This window comes from Xanthomonas translucens pv. undulosa, from assembly GCF_017301775.1.
GTDB lineage: Bacteria > Pseudomonadota > Gammaproteobacteria > Xanthomonadales > Xanthomonadaceae > Xanthomonas_A > Xanthomonas_A translucens.
Map to the genome: position 1 here is coordinate 3,060,605 of NZ_CP063993.1, position 23,619 is coordinate 3,084,223.

The 23,619-nt window shown below is 64.3% G+C and carries 19 protein-coding genes; 9 read left to right on the forward strand and 10 right to left on the reverse strand.

Annotation, left to right across the window (positions count from 1 at the left end; translation table 11 throughout):
- The first annotated feature begins 1 nt into the window (after position 1).
- From ISN38_RS13005 to ISN38_RS13030, 6 genes are read left to right on the forward strand one after another with little or no spacing between them, the layout of a single operon-like run.
- A complete protein-coding gene (locus tag ISN38_RS13005) occupies positions 2-835 on the forward strand; it encodes an ABC transporter permease (RefSeq protein ID WP_003466755.1) in 834 nt (277 codons plus the stop codon).
- Positions 825-2,189 carry an ABC transporter ATP-binding protein gene (locus tag ISN38_RS13010; protein WP_038236881.1) on the forward strand — a complete coding sequence of 455 codons (1,365 nt, stop codon included), beginning with the start codon at positions 825-827 and terminating at the stop codon, positions 2,187-2,189. Before ISN38_RS13005 ends, ISN38_RS13010 begins: the two co-directional genes overlap by 11 nt.
- A 37-nt stretch (positions 2,190-2,226) precedes the next feature.
- Entirely contained in the window at positions 2,227-4,344 is a 2,118-nt protein-coding gene (locus ISN38_RS13015; RefSeq protein ID WP_206711842.1) for a class I SAM-dependent methyltransferase, read from the forward strand.
- Between the two features lie 56 nt (positions 4,345-4,400).
- Positions 4,401-6,638: a glycosyltransferase family 2 protein gene (locus ISN38_RS13020; RefSeq protein WP_230940256.1), complete on the forward strand. Its 2,238-nt coding sequence runs from the start codon at positions 4,401-4,403 to the stop codon at positions 6,636-6,638.
- A complete protein-coding gene (locus tag ISN38_RS13025; RefSeq protein WP_206711843.1) occupies positions 6,639-8,936 on the forward strand; it encodes a glycosyltransferase family 2 protein in 2,298 nt (765 codons plus the stop codon).
- A gap of 43 nt (positions 8,937-8,979) precedes the next feature.
- Complete coding sequence (locus ISN38_RS13030; protein WP_139115828.1) at positions 8,980-9,480, forward strand: hypothetical protein; 501 nt, start codon at positions 8,980-8,982, stop codon at positions 9,478-9,480.
- Positions 9,481-9,486: 6 nt separating this feature from the next.
- Here the strand turns inward: ISN38_RS13030 and ISN38_RS13035 are convergent, their stop codons facing one another.
- A complete protein-coding gene (locus ISN38_RS13035; RefSeq protein WP_141696163.1) occupies positions 9,487-10,416 on the reverse strand; it encodes a methyltransferase domain-containing protein in 930 nt (309 codons plus the stop codon).
- Between the two features lie 527 nt (positions 10,417-10,943).
- Here ISN38_RS13035 and ISN38_RS13040 point away from each other — a divergent pair.
- The 3 genes from ISN38_RS13040 to ISN38_RS13050 are packed head-to-tail and all read left to right on the forward strand — an operon-like array spanning position 10,944 to position 12,024.
- On the forward strand, positions 10,944-11,351 hold the full coding sequence (locus ISN38_RS13040; protein ID WP_162489017.1) for a glycosyltransferase family protein: 408 nt from the start codon (positions 10,944-10,946) through the stop codon (positions 11,349-11,351).
- The gene (locus ISN38_RS20395; protein ID WP_230811659.1) at positions 11,348-11,485 is read left to right on the forward strand and encodes a hypothetical protein; all 138 of its coding nucleotides are present in this window, start codon (positions 11,348-11,350) and stop codon (positions 11,483-11,485) included. Before ISN38_RS13040 ends, ISN38_RS20395 begins: the two co-directional genes overlap by 4 nt.
- Entirely contained in the window at positions 11,482-12,024 is a 543-nt protein-coding gene (locus ISN38_RS13050) for a hypothetical protein (protein ID WP_003466770.1), read from the forward strand. Before ISN38_RS20395 ends, ISN38_RS13050 begins: the two co-directional genes overlap by 4 nt.
- Before the next feature lie 44 nt (positions 12,025-12,068).
- Here the strand turns inward: ISN38_RS13050 and ISN38_RS13055 are convergent, their stop codons facing one another.
- The 9 genes from ISN38_RS13055 to ISN38_RS13100 form a co-directional block, all read right to left on the reverse strand.
- Entirely contained in the window at positions 12,069-13,481 is a 1,413-nt protein-coding gene (locus tag ISN38_RS13055) for a hypothetical protein (RefSeq protein ID WP_047325321.1), read from the reverse strand.
- Entirely contained in the window at positions 13,478-13,879 is a 402-nt protein-coding gene (locus ISN38_RS13060) for a GtrA family protein (RefSeq protein ID WP_003466773.1), read from the reverse strand. Before ISN38_RS13060 ends, ISN38_RS13055 begins: the two co-directional genes overlap by 4 nt.
- Complete coding sequence (locus ISN38_RS13065) at positions 13,876-15,180, reverse strand: NAD(P)/FAD-dependent oxidoreductase (protein ID WP_003466774.1); 1,305 nt, start codon at positions 15,178-15,180, stop codon at positions 13,876-13,878. The genes ISN38_RS13060 and ISN38_RS13065 overlap by 4 nt, the downstream gene beginning before the upstream one ends.
- Positions 15,181-15,488: 308 nt before the next feature.
- Positions 15,489-17,702 carry a hypothetical protein gene (locus ISN38_RS20400; protein WP_230940257.1) on the reverse strand — a complete coding sequence of 738 codons (2,214 nt, stop codon included), beginning with the start codon at positions 17,700-17,702 and terminating at the stop codon, positions 15,489-15,491.
- 249 nt (positions 17,703-17,951) lie between these two features.
- A complete protein-coding gene (locus ISN38_RS13080) occupies positions 17,952-19,202 on the reverse strand; it encodes a hypothetical protein (RefSeq protein ID WP_003466776.1) in 1,251 nt (416 codons plus the stop codon).
- Positions 19,203-19,217: 15 nt separating this feature from the next.
- Positions 19,218-20,162, reverse strand: coding sequence for an NAD-dependent epimerase/dehydratase family protein (locus ISN38_RS13085; RefSeq protein WP_047325319.1), 945 nt, complete (start codon positions 20,160-20,162; stop codon positions 19,218-19,220).
- Between the two features lies 1 nt (position 20,163).
- A complete protein-coding gene (locus ISN38_RS13090) occupies positions 20,164-20,892 on the reverse strand; it encodes an SDR family oxidoreductase (RefSeq protein WP_058358414.1) in 729 nt (242 codons plus the stop codon).
- 2 nt (positions 20,893-20,894) lie between these two features.
- Positions 20,895-22,202 carry an FAD-binding oxidoreductase gene (locus tag ISN38_RS13095; protein ID WP_058358415.1) on the reverse strand — a complete coding sequence of 436 codons (1,308 nt, stop codon included), beginning with the start codon at positions 22,200-22,202 and terminating at the stop codon, positions 20,895-20,897.
- Complete coding sequence (locus ISN38_RS13100) at positions 22,202-23,590, reverse strand: UbiA family prenyltransferase (protein WP_003466782.1); 1,389 nt, start codon at positions 23,588-23,590, stop codon at positions 22,202-22,204. The genes ISN38_RS13095 and ISN38_RS13100 overlap by 1 nt, the downstream gene beginning before the upstream one ends.
- Positions 23,591-23,619: the final 29 nt, after the last annotated feature.

The window sequence follows — 23,619 nt, forward strand, 5'->3', positions numbered from 1 at the left end:
CATGCACGACGTGCTGCAACGGGCGAATCGCATTTCGCCGACCGGACCGTTCCATGCCTGGCTGCACTATCCCAGCCTGACGATGGAGATGACCCGACGCGACGTGCTCGGTCGCTATCGTGGGGCCAGCTTCGGCCTGCTGTGGTCGCTGATCAGTCCCTTCATGATGCTGATCATCTACACCTTGGCGTTCGGCTACGTGCTGAAATCGCGTTGGCCGGGGACCAGCGGCAACATCGCCGACTTCGCGATGCTGCTGTTTCTCGGCCTGATCGTGCACGGCCTGTTCGCCGAGTGCCTGACGCGCGCGCCCACCCTGGTCATCGGCAATGCGAACCTGGTCAAGCGGATCGTGTTTCCGCTCGATGTCCTGCCGTGGACGATGGTGCTGTCGGCCCTGTTCCACGCCTGTACCAATTCGCTGGTGTTCGTGGTGCTGAACCTGATCGTGCGGCATGAAATGCACCCGACGCTGATCTTCCTGCCGATCGTGTTCCTGCCGCTGGCGGTCGGATTGCTCGGCCTGGGATGGCTGCTGTCCTCGCTGAGCGTCTTCCTGCGCGATATCGGGCAGATGACCGGCGTGATTGCCACGGCCACCTTGTTTTTGTCCTCCGCGATCGTTCCGGTGAGCACGCTGCCGCCGAAGTACCAGTTCGTCTTCCACCTCAATCCCTTGACCTTCATCATCGACGAGGCGCGCGACGTGGCGTTCTGGGGGCGCGCGCCGGATTGGGCGGGCCTGGGGATGTACACGCTCGGTGCGCTGGCGTTCGCCTATTTCGGTTACTTCGTGTTCCAGAAGACGCGCCGGGGGTTCGCCGATGTCCTCTAAGCCCCTGGCCGTGCAATCGGGCAGTCCGGTGTCCCGCGACGCCGATCTGGTGGTCGATGCGCGTGGCGTCGGCAAGTGCTACCACATCTACGACCGGCCTTCGCATCGTCTGCTGCAGGGCTTGGTGGGCGGTTCGCGCCGCTACTATCGCGAATTCTGGGCCTTGCGCGGCGCCGATCTGCAGGTGCGCCGCGGCGAGACGGTCGGCCTCATCGGTCGCAACGGTTCGGGAAAATCGACGTTCCTGCAGATGATCGCCGGCACGCTGACCCCGACCGAGGGCAGCATCCAGGTGAAGGGGCGTGTGGCGGCATTGCTGGAGCTGGGAAGCGGCTTCAATCCCGAATTCACCGGGCGCGAGAACGTCTATCTGAATGCCGCGATCCTGGGCTTGAGCAAGGACGAGGTGGATGCCAGCCTCGATCGCATTCTCGCCTTCGCCGACATCGGTGCGTTCATCGACCAGCCGATCCGCAGCTACTCCAGCGGCATGGTGGTGCGCCTGGCATTCGCGGTGCAGGCCCAGGTGCATCCGCAGCTGCTGATCGTCGATGAAGCCTTGTCGGTCGGCGACGCCAAGTTCCAGGCCAAATGCTTCGCGCGGCTGAAACAGCTCAAGGACGATGGCGCTTCGATCCTGCTGGTCAGCCACTCGGCCGACCAGATCGTGCAGCATTGCGAGTTCGCGCAGTTGCTCGATGGCGGCCGCGTGCTGCGTCAAGGCAAGCCCAAGGACGTGGTCAACGCCTACTACAATTTGTTGTTCGGCAGCGGCGACAGCGAGGCTCCGGCGCCCGACGCGGGCGAGCGGGCCGCGGATGCGCCATTCCCACAGACGGCGCCGTTCGCCGGCGAGGGCAGTGGCTACGAGTCGCGTCCCAACTACAATCCGCACGAATTCCGCTGGGGCGATGCGGCCGTGCGCATCACCGACTTCGAGCTGCGCTCGGCGCAAACGCTCTATCCGCCGATTCTGGAGTCCGGCCAGGAAGTGCGCCTGGTGGTCAGATTGGCGTTCGATCGGGAGGTGGTCAGGCCGATCGTCGGCTTCACCTTGAAGACGGCCGAAGGCGTTGTCGTTTACGGCACCAATACCGAGTACAAACCATTGCCAGCGTTCACCGCGGGCGGTGCTGCCGGTAGTACGGTCGATGTTGTGGCCGACTTCCGCTGCGACCTGGCCGATGGCGACTATTTTCTGTCCGTGGGCGTGGCCAGCCGTGGCGAAGAGGACGTGGTGCCCCATGACAGGCGCTACGACAGCATCCATTTCAAGGTGATCAACGCCGATTTTTTCGGTATGGGCGGGCTGGACATGCAGCTGGAAATCGCAGGTTCTCGCCAGGCTGTCTGATCAATCACGCCGACGATGATTCAAGAGGAAGCATTGCATGATTGATTTATTGGCAGCAGCTGGCTATGTCCTGCCTGCGGACGTTGCCGTATGGCGCCGCGAGGGCTATGACAGCATCGACTACAGCGATGGTGACAGTTCCGAAGATGGGCTGTTGGCGACGTTGCGCGCCGCTGCCGATGTCAGCGTGTTTTCTTCCGATCTGGTGGCCGCTTGCGTCGATTGGCCGAGCCGTTATCACCTGTCCACGGAGCGCGCGAACCTGCTGCGGCCGTTCGCGCAGTATCTCCAGCCCGGTGCCAGCGTTCTCGAAATCGGTGCCGGATGCGGGGCGGTCACGCGCTATCTCGGCGAGAGCGGGGCCGACGTGCTGGCGCTGGAAGGCTCGTTGCGGCGTGCAAGCATCGCCCGCGAGCGCACCCGCGAGCTAGGCAATGTCGCGGTGGTGGCCGAGCGGTTTCAGGATTTTTCCGTCGCCCAGCGCTTCGACGTGGTGACCCTGATCGGTGTGCTGGAGTACGCCAGCCTGTTTTCCGATGCGCAGAATCCAGCGCTGCACATGCTGCAGGTCGCGAAGCAGCTGCTGGCGCCAGGCGGGCGCCTGATCCTGGCCATCGAGAATCAGTTGGGCCTGAAGTATCTGGCTGGCGTGCCGGAAGATCATCTGGGGCAGCCGATGGTTGGGTTGGAGGACCGCTATCAACCGCGAGGCGCACGTACCTACGGGCGCAACGAGCTCGACGCGCTGCTCCAGCGCGCCGGCTACGCACGCAGCCGTTTCTCGGCGCCCTTGCCCGATTACAAGATGCCGGCAACAATCCTGACCGGACGCGGCATCTCGGCCGACCCCGTTCTGTTCAATGCCGGCGCGCTGGCATCGCAGGCGGTTTTCCTCGATCCCCAGCTCACGCCGACGACATTCAATCTTCAGCGCGCTTGGCCGGTCGTCGCGGCCAATGGCTTGGCGCTGGATCTGGCCAATTCCTTCCTGGTGGAAGCGGTGGCCGACGACGCGGCGATGGCCGAACAAACGGCGCTGGCGTATCACTACAGCACGCAGCGGCTGGGCGCCTATGCGCGTGAAACGGTTTTCGTGGCGGAGCAGGGTCAATCGGTGCGGGTGCACGCACGCAGGTTGTCCGACGCGCCAGCGGCAGACGGTGGGGTGCGTCTGCAGGTGGAACGCGATATGGAGTATTTTCAGGGTCCTCTGCTGGTCGACGGAATTCGTGCGGTACTGAGTCAGCCTGGCTGGACCCAAGCCGATCTGATCGCGGAAGTCAGACGCTATTTGCACGCATTGGCGCAGGTGCTGCATGACGAGGGACATGCCATCGCGTTGGACAGTGTCGACAGCGTTTTGCCCGACGACTATCTCGACGCCACACCATCGAATTTGTTGTGCACCGCCGATGGCCGGATCGTCTACTTCGATCGCGAGTGGGTCGTCGAGCGGCCGACGCTTGGCTGGCTGCTGTTGCGTTCGCTGTTGTTCACCTATGGCGGCAGCGTCGTGGCGCCGATGGCCGGAGGCGAGCCGATCATGTTGCGGACCCTGCTGCTGGATGTCGTTGCTGGAGTGTTGGCTCGCTCGGCAAATAGTGGTTTCGATCTCTGGCTTGAGCGCGAATTGGCGTTTCAGCGCCAAGTCACGGGCAAGGATCAGCGCGAAGCGATCGACAATATGCTCGATGCGCCCGTGCCGCGTGCCGCAGCGCGGGGGGCGGCGGCCGGGCGCCAGCACGTAGAGATCGCAGACGGCTTCGCGTCGCTTCAGCACGCGTTCAACCTGGCTGGTCAGCACAGCGTGAACATGCATGCCTCCATCGAGGCGCTGCACACCGCCCTTGGAGATAGTCTGGCGCAGACGCTGCCGGCGTTGCAGCGGATTGAGGCCGTCGTCCAGCAGTTGGCCGAGGGCCAGGGCGCCTTGCATGACCGAATCGCCGCCACCGACGATCGTCTGGTCGATTCGATCCGGCGCTGGAGCACGCAGCAGGCCGAATTGACCGGCCGGCTCAGCGGGGCGCTGGACCGGATGGAGCGATACGCTGCGCTCGAGGCCAAGATGGATGCGCTCGCTGCCGTCCAGGGCCAGCAGATGGACATGCTTGCGCAGCTGCAAGGAAGCAGATGGTGGAAGTTGCGGCGGTGACTGCGGCGGATTCGAGCCAACCACCGCCAACGCGAATGCGGTGGGATGCGACGCCGTTGGCCGATCTTGCCTGCATCGCCGCTGGCGAGATCGTGACCTGGGAATCGGTCGGGTCCGATCCGCAGTTTGCGCTGGGCCAGTCTGCACTGCCGCTTGCCGCCGGCTGGTACCGGCTGCGTGGTGTCTTGCGCGAACTGGATGGACGCCTGGCCAACCCCTGCCTCTATCCCGACTATGGGAGCGGGATCGCCGAAGACACCCGAATCGATCTCGCGCTTGCGGCTGGCCGTGGCCGCTTGGATGTCGTGGTGCAGTTTCCCGCGTCGCTGCAGGCGCTGAGGTTCGACCCGACCAACGCCTATGCGAGGTTCGAGCTGGGGCCGCTGGAGTGTTACCGGTTGAGCGAGCGCGAAGCCTTCTGGTTGCTGCTGCGCAGTGGTATCGGTGAGCGGCTGCGCGATGCGCCACAGGAAGCGCTGGAACTGGTCGATGAGGCGCAGTCGCAGTGGCGCGAGCAGGGCGCGAACGCGTCCTTGCAGGCCCTGCTGCGCACCGAGCGTGCGGACACGACGGCGCGCGATGCTGGCTATGCGACATGGGTACTGCGCGAGGATCGGCGGCTGGCCGAGCTGGTGTCGATGCCGGGCAGCGAGATCTGTGTCCAGGCTCCGGTTCTCTCGCTGGTATTGCACGATCGAGCGGGAGTGGATTTCTCGGCATGCCTCGATGCGCTCGGTTCTCTGGCGGGGCAAGCGGTCGAAATCGTGGCCGATGCCCGGCAGCTGGGCGAATGGCCCGTGCAGCGGGCGCTGCCATCGCTGCGCAGGGTGGATGCTTCGGCGGTGCTGGGCGCGCGTCTGCGCGTGGCGCAAGGCGCCTACGTGGCGGTGCTGGCGGCGGACGATCGCCTCCATCCGATGATCGCCAAGGTCCTCTCTCAGCTGGTCTGGCTTGATGCCGCGACCTTGGTGTACAGCGACGAGGACAGGGTGGATGACGACGGGCGGCGTTTCGCGCCGCTGTTCAAGCCGGCTTGGGACCGCCTGCGCTGGTATGAGCAGGATTATCTCGGGCGCAGCGCCTGCGTGCGCAAGGCGGCGCTGGTGGATGGCCTGCTCGATGGCCTCGACCCGGATGCGCCGTGGTTCTCGCTGCTGTGCGCGCTGATCCACGAGCGCGCCGCGATCCCGCTGCACCTGCCGCACATGTTGCGTCACGTGAATGGCGACGTCGGCCCGATCTGCGCGCCGTTTGCGCGTAGCGAAGCGGATGCGATGGCGCGTGCGCGCGTGCTCGGCGCGGCATTGCAGCCGCAAGGCGCGCGGATCGATGTGCTGGACCCGCAGCGCTTGCGTGTGCACCATGCGCTGGACGCCGCGCCGGACGTGGAAATCATCATCCCGACGCGCGATCGCATCGATCTGCTCGAACAGTGCATTTCTACGCTGCTCGCCAAAACGGCGTATTCGCGCTATCGCATCACGGTGGTGGACAACGGCTCCGTCGAAGCGCGCTCGCATGCCTATTTCGAGGCGATCGGCCAAGATCCGCGGGTGCGGATACTGCGCTACGACCACCCGTTCAATTATTCCGCGATCAACAACTACGCGGTGGCGCATTGCACGGCGCAGATCGTGGTTCTGCTCAACAACGATATCGAAATCACCGATGCGGGGTGGCTGCAGGAACTGGTGCGGCTGGCGTCACGCCCGGGGGCGGGGGCGATCGGCGCGAAGCTGTTCTATCCGGACGGGTCGCTGCAACATGCCGGTGTGGTGCTGGGCATCGGCGGCGTGGCGGCGCACGCGTTCGCCCACGCGCCACACGATTTCGCCGGCGAATACGGCCGCGCGTTGCTGACGCAGCGCTATTCGGCGGTCACTGCGGCGTGCCTGGCAGTCACACGCGCGGCCTATGTCGCAGTGGGCGGCCTGGATGAATCGATCGCGGTGGCGTTCAACGATGTCGACTTCTGTCTGCGGCTGTGCGCGCACGGTTACGACAATGCATGGACGCCGCACGCCCAGGCCTACCATCATGAATCGGCCAGCCGGGGCATCGATGACGATCCGGTCAAGCAGGCGCGGTTTGCCGGCGAGGTCGCCACGATGCAGGCGCGTTGGCAGCAGGTGCTCGGGGACGACCCGGCCTATAGCCCATGCCTGTCGCTCGATGCGCCCGCGTTCTCGCTGGATCCCGACCGTCACGCGCTGGCGCTGGCGCGCGGTTCACATCCCGTTTATCCTATGGAGTACGCTCCCCCGGTGACCCGAGGGACTTTCCCCGAGAGTTAGATGTCCGAAACGATTGCACTTAGCGTCACTCCACTGCAGCAGATTGCGCCGCTACCTCCGACATTCCCGGCTGCGGCAGCGCACGACGCGATGTGGCGCGCCTCCGGCAGCGACCCTCAGGTTGAATTGCATTGGCAGGGCGAGGCCCTGGCGGGCGGCTGGTACCTGCTCACCGGCGAGCTGTCGGTCTATCGCGGGCGTATGTTCGCGCCGGTGCTGTATCCGACGTATCGGGTCAGGCACAGCGGCGAGGCCGAGCGCATCGATCTTCCTCTGAATATCCCCAGCGGCGAAACGCGGCGGTTCGAGATCGTGGTCCGTTTGGTGGAGTCCACCACCGGCATCCGCTTCGATCCCTCTGTCGCGCCGGTGGATTTCAGTCATTCCGTCCTGCACCTGCAGCGCATCGAGCGCGGCGGCGCCATGTGGCGTCTGTTCGGCGCATCGTTCGATCGCCGCGAAGGCGGTGTGAGCAAGCTGCGGTTATTGGCGCGAACGACGATCGATCTGCTGACCAAGGGCGTCCGCAGGATGGCCGATCGGCTCTATCACGAATACGCCACCCGCATGCGTTCGGGGTTTTTCTCTGACTACGAGGTGTGGCAGGAGTTCTACGACTGCCGCGATGCCGCGTGGCAAGAGGCTGCAGATGCAGAACTCGCCTCGCTAACGCGCAGGCCGCTGGTTTCGGTGATCGTGCCGACGTACAACACCCCTGAGCGCTGGTTGCGGCGCTGCATCGAAAGCGTGCGCGAGCAGGTTTATCCGAATTGGGAGTTGTGCATCGCCGACGATGCCTCCACCGATCCTGCGGTGACGCGGGTGCTTGCCGAATATGCCGAACGCGACGATCGCGTGCGGTTCCAGCGACGCGAGCAGAACGGGCATATTTCCGCGGCGTCGAACACGGCTCTGCAGATGGCCAGGGGCGAGTTCGTGGCATTGCTCGACCACGACGACGAACTGCATCCCCTGGCCCTGCTCAAGAGCGTTCACGCGTTCGAGCACAATCCGCAGTGGCAGATGCTGTTCACCGACGAAGACAAGATCGACGTGGAAGGGAAGCGTTCGGATCCCTACTTCAAGTCCGACTGGAATCCCGACCTGTTCCTTTCGCAGAACTGCGTCTGCCACTTGACCGTCTATCGTGCCGAAGCGGTGCATGCGGTCGGCGGTTTCCTGGAGGGATTCGAGGGCGCGCAGGATTGGGATCTGACCTTGCGGATCACCGAGAGGCTGCCGCACGATGCGGTCGGTCATGTTCCGCTGGTGCTGTATCACTGGCGCATGATCAGCGGATCCACAGCGATGGCGCCGGGTGAAAAGTCGTATGCGCATCTTGCCGCGCTGCGCGCCGTCCAGGCGCATCTGGACCGAACCGGCAACGGCGCGAAGGTGCTGGAGATGCCGAGCTACAGCGGCTATTTCCGCATTTCGTATCCGCTGCCCGCACCGGCGCCGCTGGTCAGCCTGCTGATTCCCACCCGCGATCGCATCGATCTGCTCAAGCAGTGCATCGATTCGATCCTGGAGCGCACCGACTACCCGAACTACGAGATCGTGGTCATCGACAACGATTCCCAGGAGGAGGCGTCCAGGGAGTATTTCGCACAGGTTCAGCAGGATCCGCGCGTACGCGTGTTGCCGTATCCGCATCCGTTCAACTACTCGGCGATCAACAATGCCGGCGCACGCGTGGCGCGCGGCACGGTGCTTGGGTTGCTCAACAACGATATCGAAGTCATCAGTCGCGATTGGTTGGACGAGATGGTCGGCCACGCGCTGCGCCCCGAGATCGGGGTGGTCGGCGCGATGCTGTATTACCCGAACAACACGATCCAGCACGCCGGCGTGATCCTCGGCATCGGTGGCGTGGCCGGGCACTGCTATGTGGGCATGGCGCGCGGCTGGCCGGGCGACAAACACCGCGGCGGCCTGGCGCAGAGTCTGAGCGCGGTGACTGCGGCCTGCGCGATCGTGCGCCGTTCGGTGTTCGAGCAGGTCGGTGGCCTGGACGAGCAACTGGAAGTGGCCTTCAACGACGTCGACTTCTGCCTGCGCGTGCGCGAGGCCGGCTATCGCAACCTGTGGACGCCGTTCGCCGAGCTGTATCACCACGAATCGGCGTCGCGCGGCTACGAGACCACCCCGGAGAAGATCGCCCGCTTCAAGCGCGAGGAGAGCTTCATGAAGGCGCGCTGGGGCAAGGCGTTGCAGCAGGATCCGTACTACAACGTCAATTTGACAACCGAATCGACGCCATTCACGTTAGCTTATCCACCACGCGTTGTGAACTAAATAGCGCCCTCTTGCATCATGTCAATTACTCTGGAGTCCTGACGTGCGACCGATTACCTTGATTGTTCCCCTGATGCTGACCTCGCTGGTCGCGTGTAAGCAGCATGAAGCTCCGATCCCGGGAGATTCGAGCACCGATGCAGTCAAATCGGCGGTATACCAAATCCCCGTGCAACCACTTGCAGCCGGTGGCAGCTGTGCATTGGATTCAGTGAACGGCGCGCCGGCGGCGACTGCGTCGCTCAAGACCGGGACCGGCGCATTGTTCGCAGGTTGGATGGGCGATGCGCAAAAGCAGGTTCCCGAGAAAGCCGAGCTGATCTTCAAAGGACAAGGGCAGTCCTATCAGTATCCGCTTCGTGCGGGGGGCGAGCGCCAGGATGTGGTGGCGGCGCTGGGCGCTCCTGGTCTGGCCAAGTCCGGCTATAACGTCACGCTTTCGCTTGGAGGGGTGGCGCCTGGCAAGTACGCTCTTTCCATCGTCAATGGTGGAGAGCCTGCGACCGAGTGCAATCTGAACATCGATCTGACCATCATCGATTGATCGCAATCAGCGCCAGCGCCGTTGCTCGCGACGTCCGTACTCGACGTAGTGATCGTTGGGATCCACCCCGGCCGCGCGTACATCAGGATTGAGGTGATAGTAGAGGTTGGCGTCGAATCCTTCCGGCAGCGAGCGGTAACGCTCGCCTGCTGCGGGATAGCTGGCCATGCGCGATGTCCGGTCCATGTGATCAGCACGGCCGAGCCTGACCAGGAATTCGTTTTCCGCGGTGCCGCGCAATTCGAGAAGATGAAGTTCCAGCATGCCGGCGGCCACGACAGTGCGCATTAAATTGCAGAAGGATTCCGGTGTGAATGCCCAGCAGTGAACGTCGAAATACTCGCCGCTCGCCAGCACATGTCGGGCGATCGACAACGCGTGGTCTGGCTTGCGGCTGAGTTTGAGTTCCTCGAGTGCTGGCTGATGGTTCCAGCTGATTTGATCATCCAGCTTCACTTCATTGGCGAGCGCATCGAAGATGCGGCCAGGCGAAGGGCGCGAATGTTCCAGCAGCGCTGCCTCCACCCATTCTCCAGCGGTGGTTTCCCGCCGCAGAGCATCGAAGCAGCGTCCTCGATCCGGTATCGCCAGTGCCAGCCATCCTCCATCCTCTAGCAGCGTGTGAATGTCGGTCAGCCATTTGATCGGGTTCGGGACATGCTCAATGACATGCGATGCGATGAGATAACGAAACCGGTCGTCACCCACCGCCGCGAGTAGTCCGTCCGGGCCGATGATGTAATCGATCTCTGGAATGCCTGCTGGATCCACCCCCGAATGCGCCGCATACTTTTGAATGAGGGCTTCCCGTCCCAGGTGGTCGGCATAGCGGATCTGCGCTCCCGGCTTACCCACGATGGGGTGATTAAGCGGACCAATCTCCAGCCCCAGGTGATTTTCAGTGATGCCTTGGCGCAACCATGCAGTACGATCCATCAACGACTCCAATGACCAATTGCAATAGTGCAAAAACAGGCCGAACGGTATTTTGCTTGGTGCAGAATCTAATCGCGACTTGTGCTTGCGAACGTGCCTCAATCTTTTTTGGTGGGCAAGATTTTTCGCAACGTTGGGCGTCGAGCATCTGGCGCAGAAGATCCAGCCTGGGCTAGGGTATCTCGAAATGGGGTGCGTTCAATGCTTCTGTGTTGCCGGTACGTAGATACTGCAGCGTATTGCGCTGTTGCAGGGCAAGCGCGCTCGATCTGTGCACCAATTCCGTGCTGTTTTATCCGGGCGGTTCGCTGCAATATGCGCGTGCCGGGCTGGGCCTTGGCGGCGTCGCTGCCCATCCCTTCACCCACGCGCCCACGATTTTGCTGGCGACCACGCCTGTCGCTCGAAGCGCCCGCGTTCTCGCTCGATCCCGACCGCCATGCAGTGGTGCTGGCACGGGATTCATATCCCGTTTATGCTTTGGAGTGCGCGCCCCGGTGACCCGGGGGACTTTTCCCGAGAGTTAGATGTCCGAGATGTCCGAAACGATTGCACTTAGCGTCACTCCACTGCAGCAGATTGCGCCGCTGGCTTGCACTTTTCTCGTCAGGGCGTCGCACGATGCGGCATTGCGGGCCTCCGGTAGCGATCTCCGGGTGGAACTGCGTCGGCAGGGCGAAGCGCTGGCTGGCGGCGGGTGCTTGTTCACCGACGAAGACAAGATCGACGTGGAAGGGAAGCGTTCGGATCCCTACTTCAAGTTGGACTTGAATCCTGACCTGTTCCTTTCGCAGAACTGCGTTTGCCACCTGACTGTCTATCGCGCAACCTGTGGACCCGGTTCGCCGAACTGTATCGCCACGAATCGGCGTCGCGCGGCGACGAAACCACTCCGGAAAAGATCGCCCGCTTCAAGCGTGAGGAGAGCTTCATGAAGGCGCGCTGGGGCAAGGCGTTGCAGCAGAATCCCTACGACAACGTCAATCTCGCGGTGGAATCCACGCCGTTCACGCTGGCCTATCCGCCGCGCCCTTGGGAACCGCAATCGTCGGCTCGAGCGCTTGCATGAGCGCGCGCCATTGCGCCGCAAGCGTCGGGATCGTGAAGCGCCTGCCTTGGTTTGCGCTGGTGCTCGGCACGATGCTCGCCGGGTGCCACAGGCAACCGCCGATTTCCGACGAAGGCATCGCCGCGGCGACCGAGCCGGCGTTCGCGCCGTATGCGGGGCCGGTCTCCGACTTGCCTGCGGGGGGGCGTTGCAGCCTGGATGCGGTCGACGGCAAGCCGGCTCAGCAGGCCCGGGTCAGGCCGCGCGGCTGGGTCACGTTCGGCGGCTGGATGGCCGATGCGGCGGATGCGGTGCCGGATGGGGCGACCCTCGTGCTGAACGCCGCTGCGGCGTCGTACGCGGTTCCCATCGTCGCTGGCGGAGAACGGCCGGATGTCGCCCAGGCGTTCGGCAAGCCGGCGTTGCTGCGATCCGGTTACAACCACCGGGCATGGTTGCCGGCCATCCAGCCGGGACGCTATCGCGTCTTCCTGCTATACGGGCGCGACAACGCCATGTCGGCATGCGCAATGGGAACGCTCGTCGCTGGCGCGCCTTGAGCGCCGCTTCTAGCGCCGCACCTGCTGGCGGTCGCTAGCCGCCGCTAGCGCACGTCGTTCGGCGAGATGAAGCTGTGCAGCGGCCTGGGCCGGTCGCTGCCAGAAAGCGCCTGCAGCAGATACGGATCTTGCAAGAGCTGGTGTAGCCGCTGCGAATTGGGATAAGGCAGCGGCAATTGCCCGCTTTCGAACGTGACATCGTCCTTGGAGGCGATGTAGTACAGCACGCCTTGCGCCTGCGCCTGGGTGGCCTCGTGGCGGGCGCGCAGCGCCTGCATATCGACGTGGAATCGCTCGGCCCAGCCACCGAATAAGGTGAGCGTAAACAGTGCTGCCACTGCGTAAGTGCCGCGTTGGACCAGCACAGGAACGTTGTGACGCAGTTGCAGCAGGCGGATGGCGAACCAGGCATTTGCGAACAACCCGGGAATGAGAATCTCGGTATAGCGCGGAGACAGCTCCACCAGGTCGTGGCCTCGCCCATAGGCAATAGCGGCGGCCTGCAGGCCGCCCCAGGCCAACAGGCCGGCCATCGTGATGTCGGTCTTGCCGGCTGGCCGGGCATACAGGGTCAATGCCACGCCGAGCACGCCGGGCAGCCAAAGCAGCAGCGCAGGCACGTGCATGCCGCGCACCGGCCAGCTCAATACGCGGGTCAGGCCGCCAAACAGCTCGAGCCCGGATTGCGCGCGCATGACGGCATGCTCGGGGATGACCGGCATGCTTTTGTACGCCAGCACGGCGATCGCCAGCAACAGGCAAATGGCCAGGACGGATGGCCACCTGCGCCCGGGCAGCAGCCAGGCGGCCAGCGCATAGGTGGCCGCCGCTGCGACCGGCGTCAGCAGGCCCGATGCCATCGTGAGCACGCTGATCACGCAGAGCAAGACAACGCCGCCGATGGCGATGAGATTTTCATGCATTGCCGCGGCGAGCGAGACCGCCAAGACGGCAGACAGGATCAGGAAGTAGAACTGGCTCTGGAAGCCGACCAGGAAGTTCTCCCATGAGTAGGGCAGCACCGCCGCGCAGATCGCCACGGCAATCAACAAGAAACGCGAGCGCAGCGAGGCGCCGATGCGCATGCCGTGCCAGACCAGAATGGCGGGAATCATTGCGTAGATCGCCGCGCTGATCCTGGCTTCGTAGATGTTGTTCCATTGTCCGGTTGCGAGGTAGCTCACCAGCGTCACCAACTTGGTAGGCACAATCCGATGTTCGTTGTGCGCATGCAACAGATCGGCCAAGCCTAGCGAGCCCGACAGCAGTGGTTTCAGCAGATGGTCGCCCTCCGCATCCCATTGATCCCAGAACGGCATGCTGACGGCAAAGTGTTCGATGTAAAGCAGGCGCGCGGCAAGTGCGACCAGGCCCACGGCCACAGCGATCCACCATGCGGAACCAGGCCGGAACTGACGCAGGCTGGCACGTGTATGTTGCATGTCAGTTCCGTTCATGCTGGCCGCTCTTTGAAGGTGAGTGCCTTGTGGCCGAAGTAGCTGGTGAACACAGGCACCGCCACGCCGATCGCGTGCGCCAGCGTTTCAGGATGGAAGCGCATGCCCATCGCCGGAAACATCCAGCGTGCGAGGATCAGGCTGCAGGCGAGCGTCTGCAGCACGGCGGCGATATTGATCAGGGTGAACCAGATGGCCTGGTGCCTCAGGCCGGTGCTGGCCGCTTCGAACACGAACATGCGGTTGAGCACGAACGCGGTGAGCATGCCGATCAGATAGGCCACCACGATCGACCATGTGTACGGCATGACCTGGCCGAGCAGGATGCGCGAACCGAAGTTGGCGGCGGCAGCGGTCCCTCCAGCCAGCAGGAACTTGATGAACTTGCGCGATGTCATGCCTGAAGCACGGCTTCTGCCAAGCGGTCCGCCGCTTGCAGGCTCTCGGAGATCGAACGGTCCTCAGGGTAGTAATAGGCAGTGTCGGCCATGAAAAACCCGTTCAGCGGCGTGTGCATCGCCGGGAGGCGATCCTGGAAGCCTGGCGGGCAGATCGTCTGCGCGAATTCATAGCGGTGGCAGTGGGTTGCCAGCACCCAGTCGCGCTCGAAGGAGGGATTGAGCTTCGGCAGATAGCCAAGCACTTCTTCGATCAGCGCGTCGTTGCTCATGCTCCATTTCGGGTGGGTCTTGGGCATGTAGAACGGGGCGTACAGGATCTTCTGCCCCGGCGGCGTGGTGGGGTTGAGGTTGCTGTACTCGATCACGCCTGGGATCGCGATGCTCGGGTCGCTGATGTTCATCCAGAAGTTTTCGCTGATTGGCTGCTTCAGTTTGAGGATGACGCAGGCGACCGGAATATTTTCGATGGCGCGGATCTGGGCGCTGAAATCGGGCGGCAGGCCCGGCACCATCGCCGGCACGTATTGGATGGGTGCCGTGGAGACCACGCCATCGTAGGCAACGAACTGGCCGCCGGCGCGCACGCCGCTGACGCTACCGTTTTCGCTGACGACTTCGTCGATGCCCTGCGACAGCAGAATGCGACCGCCGCGGGCGGTGATGTCTGCGGCCATCTTGTCGAGCAGGGTCATCGAGCCGCCATCCAGGTAGCCCAGGCTTTCGTGCATGAGGCTGCGCCGCGATAACGCGATGCGCTTGATGCGCGTGCCGATCCAGCTCGCGGAAAGATTGTCCCGGTACTCGAAGAACTTCAGCCGGAATGCGTCCTTCCACATCACGTCGTACGCCTTGTCGCCGATCCACTTGCGGATCCAAGTGGTCGCATTGACCTTGTCCAGCGCCGTCCAGTCCTTGATGCCCTTGGTGTACATGACGTGCAGCGCGTAGCGCAATTTGCTGATCGGCCCAAGATGCGGGAAGCCCAGCAAGGCGAACGGCGTGCCCCACTTGTAGAGCTTGCCATTGTAGAAATAGCCCATCTTGGTGTCTGTCCAATGCAGCTTGTCGGACAGGCCGTAACGGCTCAGCAAAGCGAACAGCGGATCGTCGGTCTTGCAGATGAAGTGATAGTAGCGCTCGATCGGAAGGCCATCGAAATCGAAGGTGGCGGACATGCCGCCGATGCGGTCGTCGCGTTCGTAGATGTCCACGCTGTGGCCGGCGTCGAGGAGCCGCACGGCCGCCATCAGGCCCATGGGGCCGGCGCCGACGATCGCGTAGTGCTTCTTTGAGGTCATGTGATTGGCTTCGGTAGAGGGTCGCCAGCGCCAGCAGTCAGGGGTGGCGCGGCAGGCAGGAGGCAAGTTTAGCGTGTCATCGCCATGGGTGATGCGGTGGCGGGGTGCGTCAGATCCGCGGGGCGCGTGGCGTCATATGCAGAGCGCCAGGCGTGCAGGGCCAGGATCGGCGGTGCCGCTGCGCGCAGTCCAAACAGGCGCCAGTCGCCCCACGCCACGGCAGCCGGACGCAATCCCGGATGCGGCAAGACACCGGAACAGGTGATCGACATTGACTCAAGGGCGACGCGCCGCACCCAATGACCGCATCAACACCGACGACGCTCGTCGTCCATGGTTTCAGCTGAAGCCAGCCTGCAGGCGGCAAGCAAGCCGCCGGTCAGTGCCAGCGTGGCGCCGAGATGGATCGCGGAGGACGCACCGTCGAAAGGCTTGTCGAAGGCGTAGGCGAGCGCAGCCACCGCGAGGTTGAGCGCGACAACGGCGTATAGCGCCAGCGGGAAGCATTGAGCCAGCATCAGCAGGATCACCAGCATGCTCGCCAAGAAGCTGAAGTAGGCGCCTTGATGAATGACCGTCTGCCCAGGCTCGTAGATCACCAGGATCCAGAACAGGAACGACAGTGCCGCGGCGAGCGCCAGGTCGGAGGGAAACCGCACCGGGCGCAGGCTGCGGCGCTTGAGCAACGCGTAGGCAACGCAGGGCAACAACCACAGCGGCGATGCGAACCACATCGAATACGCGCCGTAGAAAAAGCTGTTCTCCACGATGGTGGCGATCGCGGCCGGGCTGCGATTCCAGAACAGTGTCCATACGTCGCCGAAAAAGCTGAAGCTGCCATGCAACAGGCTGTTCAGGTTGGAGGCACGCCCGGCGAGCCATGGCCACAAGCCGAGATCGGCATAGGCCGCACGCAGCACGTGCAAGAACGAGTCCTGCGTAACCGGGATGTGCCCGGCGAAATGCCATTTCAGCAGTCGGTCGCCTGGTGGGTCGATGAGGCGCTGGTAGGCGACCCAAGGCAGGTAGGCCGCCACCGCAAGGGCGCCGGTCTTGAACAGCACCGGCAACGCCTGGCTGCGTTTCAGCAGCACGAAGGCGGCCGTGGATCCCACCAGGGCGAACAGCGCGCCGCCATGCGACAGCATGGCCAAGGCCGCCGCCAGCCCGGCCATCGACCAGCGCGCCGGCCGGGCGATGCTGGATGGCCCGAACAGGGCGATGTGGAAGATGGCGCAGAACGTCGCCGCGAAGAGCTTGGGCCACACGAACAGGCCATTGAGCAGCACCAGCGGAGACAGCGCGAGCGCGAAGACGATCGCGGCGCGTTGCGATCGCCGCGGCAGATTGCCGACCAGGACGAGCAACGGCACGATGACCAGCGCTTGCGCCCACGTCGACAGGGCCTGATAGATCAGGCCGCCGTGCGGTAGCCAGGAATGGAAGAACAACAGATACAGGCCCGACTGCAGCGGCGGCCGATCGCTGCTCAGCCAGTCGCCGATCATCGGTACGTCCAAGCGCCCTGCGGAAACCATGTCGGCGAAGGTGAGCGGCAACCATGAATCCATCGGCAGGTTCCGCCAACGATTGGCGGCGATCTGCCAGTCCTGCCCGTCCCATGAAAACGGATAGAGGCCGATCCAGAGAATCAGCAATGCCAGCAGGAACGAGGGAAAGAACAGGCGGTGCAGCGCGGTTGCCTCGGCCATCGGCGCCGGTCCCCGGCGCAGCCGCAGCGGCAACGCAAGCAGCGGCAATGCGGCAGCGGCATAGGCGAGGATTGCGCCGAAGGCGGGAGATGCAATGTAGCCGGCAATCACGCACGCGGATGCCGTGCCGAGCGCCAGGAGCGCGCACAGCGCCCGCGCCGGCACCGTCCATGTTCGTGGCAGCAGCCAGCCGGCGAGGATCAGCCACAGATGCGCGGTCAGGATCGCCAACGCCATCGGCAGCGCATGGGTCGGCAGCGTCGTGGCCAGCCCGGCATGCTCCAAGCCCAGGCCTGCCCAGCCGAACGTGCCGGTGGCGTCGTCGACCAGCCGAAGGTAGAACGCGTGCGTCTGGGCCGCCTCGGGCAATTGCAGGGTGACCGGCTTCCAGCTGTCGCCGATGTTGTCCGTCTTCAAGCCCGAAGTGAAACTGCCATCGGTGGCGACCGCCAGCACGCGCACGCCCTCGGTCGCCGGATACCCGGCCATCATCACGGTGACGCGGCGCGTCCCGGCGGGGTATGCGGTTGTGCTGATCTGGCCGGTGGAAGCGTCGCCCTGGTCGCAGTAGGTGATGCGTCCGTCGACGCTCGGCGCCTGCTTGAGATAGGGCGAGTGCTGCGGCGGGCAGCCGCCGTCCTGCACGAAGTCCGGATGCGGCGACTGCTGGCATGCGAGCAGCGACATGCTCAGGATGACAATCGCATGCCATTTACGAAATAGGGGGAACATGGACGTTTCTTCGAAAAGTGAGCGAGTAGGCGCTCTGGCAAGGGGCGCGCGGATGCCGCCGCGCAGCGGGTGGAGCATTGGTTTTCCCGGTGGCATTCGTGGCGAGAGCGGAGCAGCCGGCGTGCATGCACCCGAAAATGGAATATACCGTCAATGCAAGTGATTTGGTACGCCGCGCCGTACGTCGCACACACCGGTATTGGCGCCTGCCCCCTGCCAGCGCCGCTCAAATCCTTGTCGCTTTCTGCCCATCGGATACCCGTCCTCGCGCCTTGCCCATCATGAAAATGGCGCATGTGCGCCTTCTCCCTCCCACCAGGGCGGGCGTCATTGCTTCGGGGTGATGGTGGTTTCCCAGCCCGCCGGGTTGAGCTTGATGGTATGTGAGCCCGGCTGGTCGAGTTTGCGCAGTTCTGCGGCGGATCCGTAGTCGATAAGGCGTGGCCGCAGCATGTGATCCTTGTTCAAAAGGCAGATAAACAGCAGCAATAGCAGCGTGCAGTTGGCGCCTTGCCGTTCGCTGCCAAGCAGGTCTTTCAAGCAGATGAAGACGGTCCACCAGAAGACGATCTTCAACGCGAAGAAATAACGGTCGCCGTGAAGCAGCGACAGCATCGGCTCGACGGTGAACTTGTGGGCTGCGGCGAAGACTTCGAGGATTGCGAAAGCAAGAACGAGAAACATGCCAATACGGGCTGCTGGGACGAGCTTGCTGAAAAGCAGGATATATGACCCGACTGCTGTGTAACCGGTCGGCCAGAACACCGGGCGAAGCGGGTTATAGCCCAGGATATGCAATGGAGCGGCTTGCCCGAGCGAGCCTACGATGAGGTGGGCGAGGGACGTGATCGGGGGATGGCTGGGCGCGGATGTGTACAGGAATGACAGTTGGATCACTGCACACGCCGCCACGACCGCCCATGCAGTGAAGTCGCGCTGTTCGAAGTATGCGGTGGCAATGGCGAGCGGATTCGAGCACCTGGTGACGCGCAGGGTGAGAAAGCCAAAGAAGCTCAGCGCCATCAGCGCAATGCAGATGATCGAGAAGGGGCCGGTCAACGCGGCGAGGGCAAGCACGCTCCTGAGCAGGTGTCTGCTGATCGAATTGCTGGCTTTCGGGGCGATGAAACAGTAGGTGATCAGTGGAAACTGCAGGAACCATTGCATGTTGGTGATCGTGCCGAACACCTCCCCATTCGTGGGAGTGAACAAGAACGCAGCCAGGACCAGATACGGCGGAATCAGCGGGCGCAGGTTCTTCGCGCAAATGAAGATCGACCCGGCGGCGACCGCAATCGCGCTGGCGTTGTAGATCAGCGGCGTGTATGCCGCGCTGACGAATGAGGCGAACCATGTCACCAGCCGCGGCGCGGCGTGCAGATAGCCTGCGTATGGGCTGAACAGCAGCAGTCCCCGCTGTTCCAGTTGGTCTTTCAAGAAAAGAACGGCGTCTTCCGCCCACAACTGCGGATGCGCCAGGGCATCATTGGATTTCAGGCAGACCAGCGCGAAAGCAAGCAAGAACAAGCCAAGATCGTATCTCCTCAAGTCGATCCGGTCGTCGCTGCGTGGGTTCATCGACGTCGGGTCTGTTCAGCGCTGCAGCACGATACGGCTATACCGCGGATCGGTGTAACTCTCACGGATCGCGTCCTCGAACGGCGTCTGGCGTACGCCGAATACCGCTTCGGTATCGATACCCTTGAAGTCGTCGCCGGCGCTGAGCGCTTTGAGCTGGTCGGCGGTGAACGGCGGCTTTGCGCTGAACAGCGAATACACGCGCAACAGGAAGGCAAAGAACCCGATTGGGATATGCACGATGAGCGTACGCAGCTTCTTGACCCGCTTGATCGTCTTGATGATGTCCACGTAATCCACGCGGGTGTCGCCGACGATGTCGTAGACCTCGCCGTCGGGCTCGCGTTCGATGCATTTGGCGATGCAGCGGCAGAAGTCGCGCTCGTACAGCGGCTGGCGCATGAACCTGCCGTCGCCGGGAATCGGGAACACGGGGGTCTTGGCCATGAAGCGCGACAGCCAGCCCAGGTGCTTGGGATCGAACCAGCCGAACATCAGGGTCGGGCGCAGCACGCAGTGGCGCAGGCCGCTGGCCACTACCATCTGTTCCTGCGCGCGCTTGGTGTTGGTGTAGTCGTCCTTGGCCAGCGAGTTCACCACCGAGGAACTGATGTGGACCAAGTACGGCACCTTGGCCGCGCGGCAGACGTCGAGCACGTGCGAGGTGGCCACCAGATTGTTGCGGGTGAACAACGCGGCGGTCTTGCCGGTGATCTGCGCGTGCAGTTGGGCGACGCAGGCGGCGCCGTCGAACTCGCGCGCCCAGTCGCCGGGTTCGGCCAGATCCGCATGCACCACGCGCACCGCCGGATGCAGCTCGCGCAGGATCTGCAGGTTGTGCGCGTGCTTGTCGATCGCCACCAGCTGGGTGTAACCCTGCTCTTCGAGTTCGACGATCAGGTTCTGTCCGACCAGCCCGGCGGCTCCGGTGATGACGATCTTGGCGTGTTTGTCGGTCATGTCAGAGCTTGATCCTGCGGAAAACGAACTCGGGGATGGACGTGATGATGAACATGATCGCCCACCAGAACCCCGGCAGGTAGGCGACGGCACGCCGCCGATCGACGGCGCGCACGATGCCCTGGGCGATCTGGTCGGGCTTGGCCCACAGTGCGCCCTTCTTGAAGGCGGCGGTCATCGGCGTGTCGACGAAGCCGGGCTTGATCGTGAGCACGTTGATCCCGGCCGGGCGCAGGCGCTGGCCCAGGCCGCTGAGATACGCGCTGACCGCGGCCTTGGCGCTGCCGTACAGGTAGTTGCTGGCCCGGCCGCGGTCGCCGGCGACCGAGGAGATCACCGCCAGCGTCGCACCAGCCGCCAGGCGCGGCGCCAGCGCCGCGCACAGCGCGATCGTGGAGGTGCCGTTGGTGGCGAACTCGCGCAGCGACAGCTCCACCGAGGCGTCGCACGCGGCCTGGTCCGGCAGGGTGCCATGCGCGATCAGGACCACGTCCACGCCGCCGAGCGCCGACCATGCCGCGTCGAACGCGGCGCCGTGCTGCGCGCCGTCGTTGACGTCGAGCACGCCGCTGCTGCTCCTGGCGCCGCGCACCGACAGGTCGGCCGCGATCGCCTCCAGGCGCGCGGCCTGGCGGCCGAGCAGGTGGATCGCCGCGCCGCGTGCGGCGTAGCGTCGGGCAGTGGCTTCGGCGATGGCCGAGGTGGCACCGATGATGAGGACGCGTTGCATGGCTACTCCGTGACCCGGCGCCAGAAGCCGGAAGAAAAGCGTGGATCGAGGTAATGGCTGAATTCCTGCCAGCGGCCGTAGGCGCGCTGGAACGAGGTCGCGCTCATGCGCGCGTCCTTGGCAGGGTACAGAGCGCCGCCAGCCGCGTCGACGATGCGGTCCAGCCGCTCCAGCAGCCGGAAGACGTCCGGGCCGCTATTGGGGAAATCCAGCGCCAGGGTGGTGCCCGGGCGCGGAAACGACAGCATGCCCAGCGCGCGCGCGGCGCCGAATTCCTTCAGCACCGCCAGGAACGAGCCGCTGCCGCTGCGCGCGATCTCCGCCAGTAACGCGTCGATGCCATCGCGCGAGGCGGCCGGCGGCAGTACGCACTGGTACTGCAGGAAACCGGCCGGGCCATACATGCGATTCCAGTTGCGGATGCCGTCCAGCGGATAGAAGAACGGCAGCAAGTGGCTGACCGCGCGCTTGCGCGGCGCAGGCTGGCGCCAGAAGTACAGCGCGTTGAACGGCCGCAGCGACAGCTGGTTGACCAGCGAGAATGGCGGCGTCAGCGGCATCGGCAGGCCTGCGCCCGGGGGCTTGGGCCGTTCTTCCGGCAGGACCGGGCAATGGTCGGCGCGGGTGAAGTGGCCGCGGCCGCGCGCGCGGCCGCTGGCCAGGCAGTCGATCCAGGCGACGCTGTATTCGTGGCTGTCGGCGGAGGCAGCCGACAAGGCGAAGAACTCGTCGAGCGAGCCGAAACGGATGTTCTCCGTTTCCAGCGCGGCGCTCGCGACCCGCCGCAATTGGATCTGCGCCCAGGTGATCAGGCCGGTCAATCCCAGGCCGCCGACGGTGGCCGCGAACCAGCCTTCGGCGTCGTCGTCGGGGCTGCACAGGCGGCGCGTGCCGTCGCTGCGCAGCAGCTCGAAGGCGCGCACATGGTGGCCGAAGCTGCCGGTGCGGTGGTGATTCTTGCCGTGCACGTCGTTGGCGATGGCGCCGGCCACGGTCACGTAGCGGGTGCCCGGGGTCACCGGCAGGAACCAGCCCTGCGGCAAGGCCAGGTCGATGATCTCGGCCAGGGTGACCCCGGCTTCGCAGCGCAGCAGGCCGGTTGCCGGATCGAAGCCGATGAACCGGTCCAGGCTGCGCGTTCCCAGCAACGTGCCGTCCGGATTCAGGCAACTGTCGCCATAGCTGCGGCCGTTGCCGCGCGGCAGCGCGTGGCCGTCGAATGGCGGCAGGTTCGCCGCGCGGTCGGTGACCGGCAGCAAGGTCTGCGTCGCCTTCGGATAGCGCCCCCAGGATTGCCCCGCGTCCGCCATCAGATCGCGCTCAGCGCGAACAGTCCGCACAGCATCACCACCACCTGGCTGACCCGGTCGGTGGCGGCGAACACGATCGGGTCGTCGTGCATATCGCCGCGGTGCGCGATCACCCAGACCCGGCTCACCCAGTACAGCAGCACCGGACAGACCAGCCAGAGCACCTTCGGGTGGCTGTACAACTCCACGCTCTCCGGGCTGTTGATGTACAGCGCCATTACCATCACCGCGATGTAGCCGGCGGCGGCACCCATCGACTGCAGCAGCGACAGGTCCTCCACCGAGTAGGCGCGTCCGCTGGCCTTGGTCTTGCCGCTGCTGAGCATCGCGTGCAACTCGGTATAGCGCTTGAGCAGGGCCAGCGACAGGAAGATGAACATCGAGAAGGCCAGCAGCCAGAACGACAGTTCGACGCCGATCGCCATCGCGCCGCCGATGATGCGCACCGTGTACAGCGCCGCCAGCAACACCACGTCGATCATCACGATCCGCTTCAGCTGCAGCGAGTACGCCAGCGTCATCACGTAATAGGCCAGCAGTACCAGGGTGAATTCCAGGTTGCAGGCCAGCGACAGCGCGAGTCCGGCCACGGTCAGCGCCGCAGCGGCGAACACGCCGTGCAGCAGCGGAAGGCGGCCGGCGGCGAACGGGCGCTTGCGCTTGCGCGGATGCTGCCGGTCCGGGGTGAGATCGAGTAAATCGTTCAGCACGTACACGCCGGAGGCGCACAAGCCGAACGCGATCAGCGCGATCGCCGCCTGCAGCACCGACTCCGGATCCAGGAAGCGATGCGCGGTCAGCAGCGGGACGAACACCAGCAGGTTCTTCAGCCACTGGTGCAGCCGCAGCGCCTTCAGCCAGGCGCGGGCGCGCGGCGGCGCGGGCCAATGCGCGTGCACCGTGGTGCGCTGCGCGGCGGCCTTGCTGAGCGCGCTGCCATTGTTGACGACCCAGGCGCCGCCCGCCTTCTCCCACACGTGCAGGTCCACGCTGCCGTTGCCGGCGTAGTCGAAATTGCCGGCACCGAACGCTTCGACCAGGACATCGGCCTTGTTGCGCCCGGAGAGATTGCGTTTGCCGTCGCTGGCGATCACCTGCTCGAACAGGCCCAGATACTCGGCGATCGGCGTCACCAGCAAGGCATCGGAGGCGGTGCACAGCACGCGCGGACGCTGCGTGGTGGTGCGCAGCAGTTCCAGCACTTGCTCGTTGTAGGGCAAGGTCTCGGCCGGCAAGGTGACGCGCGAAGCCAGTTCGCGCTTCAGCGCCGCCTTGCCGCGCAGCAACCACAGCGGCAGCAGGAACAGGTACAGCGGATTGCGTGCCAGCAGCGCCAGCACCGACTCGTAGAGAATGTCCGAGTTCAGCAGGGTGCCATCCAGATCCACGCACAGGGCGCGCCCCGAAACTGTCGGAG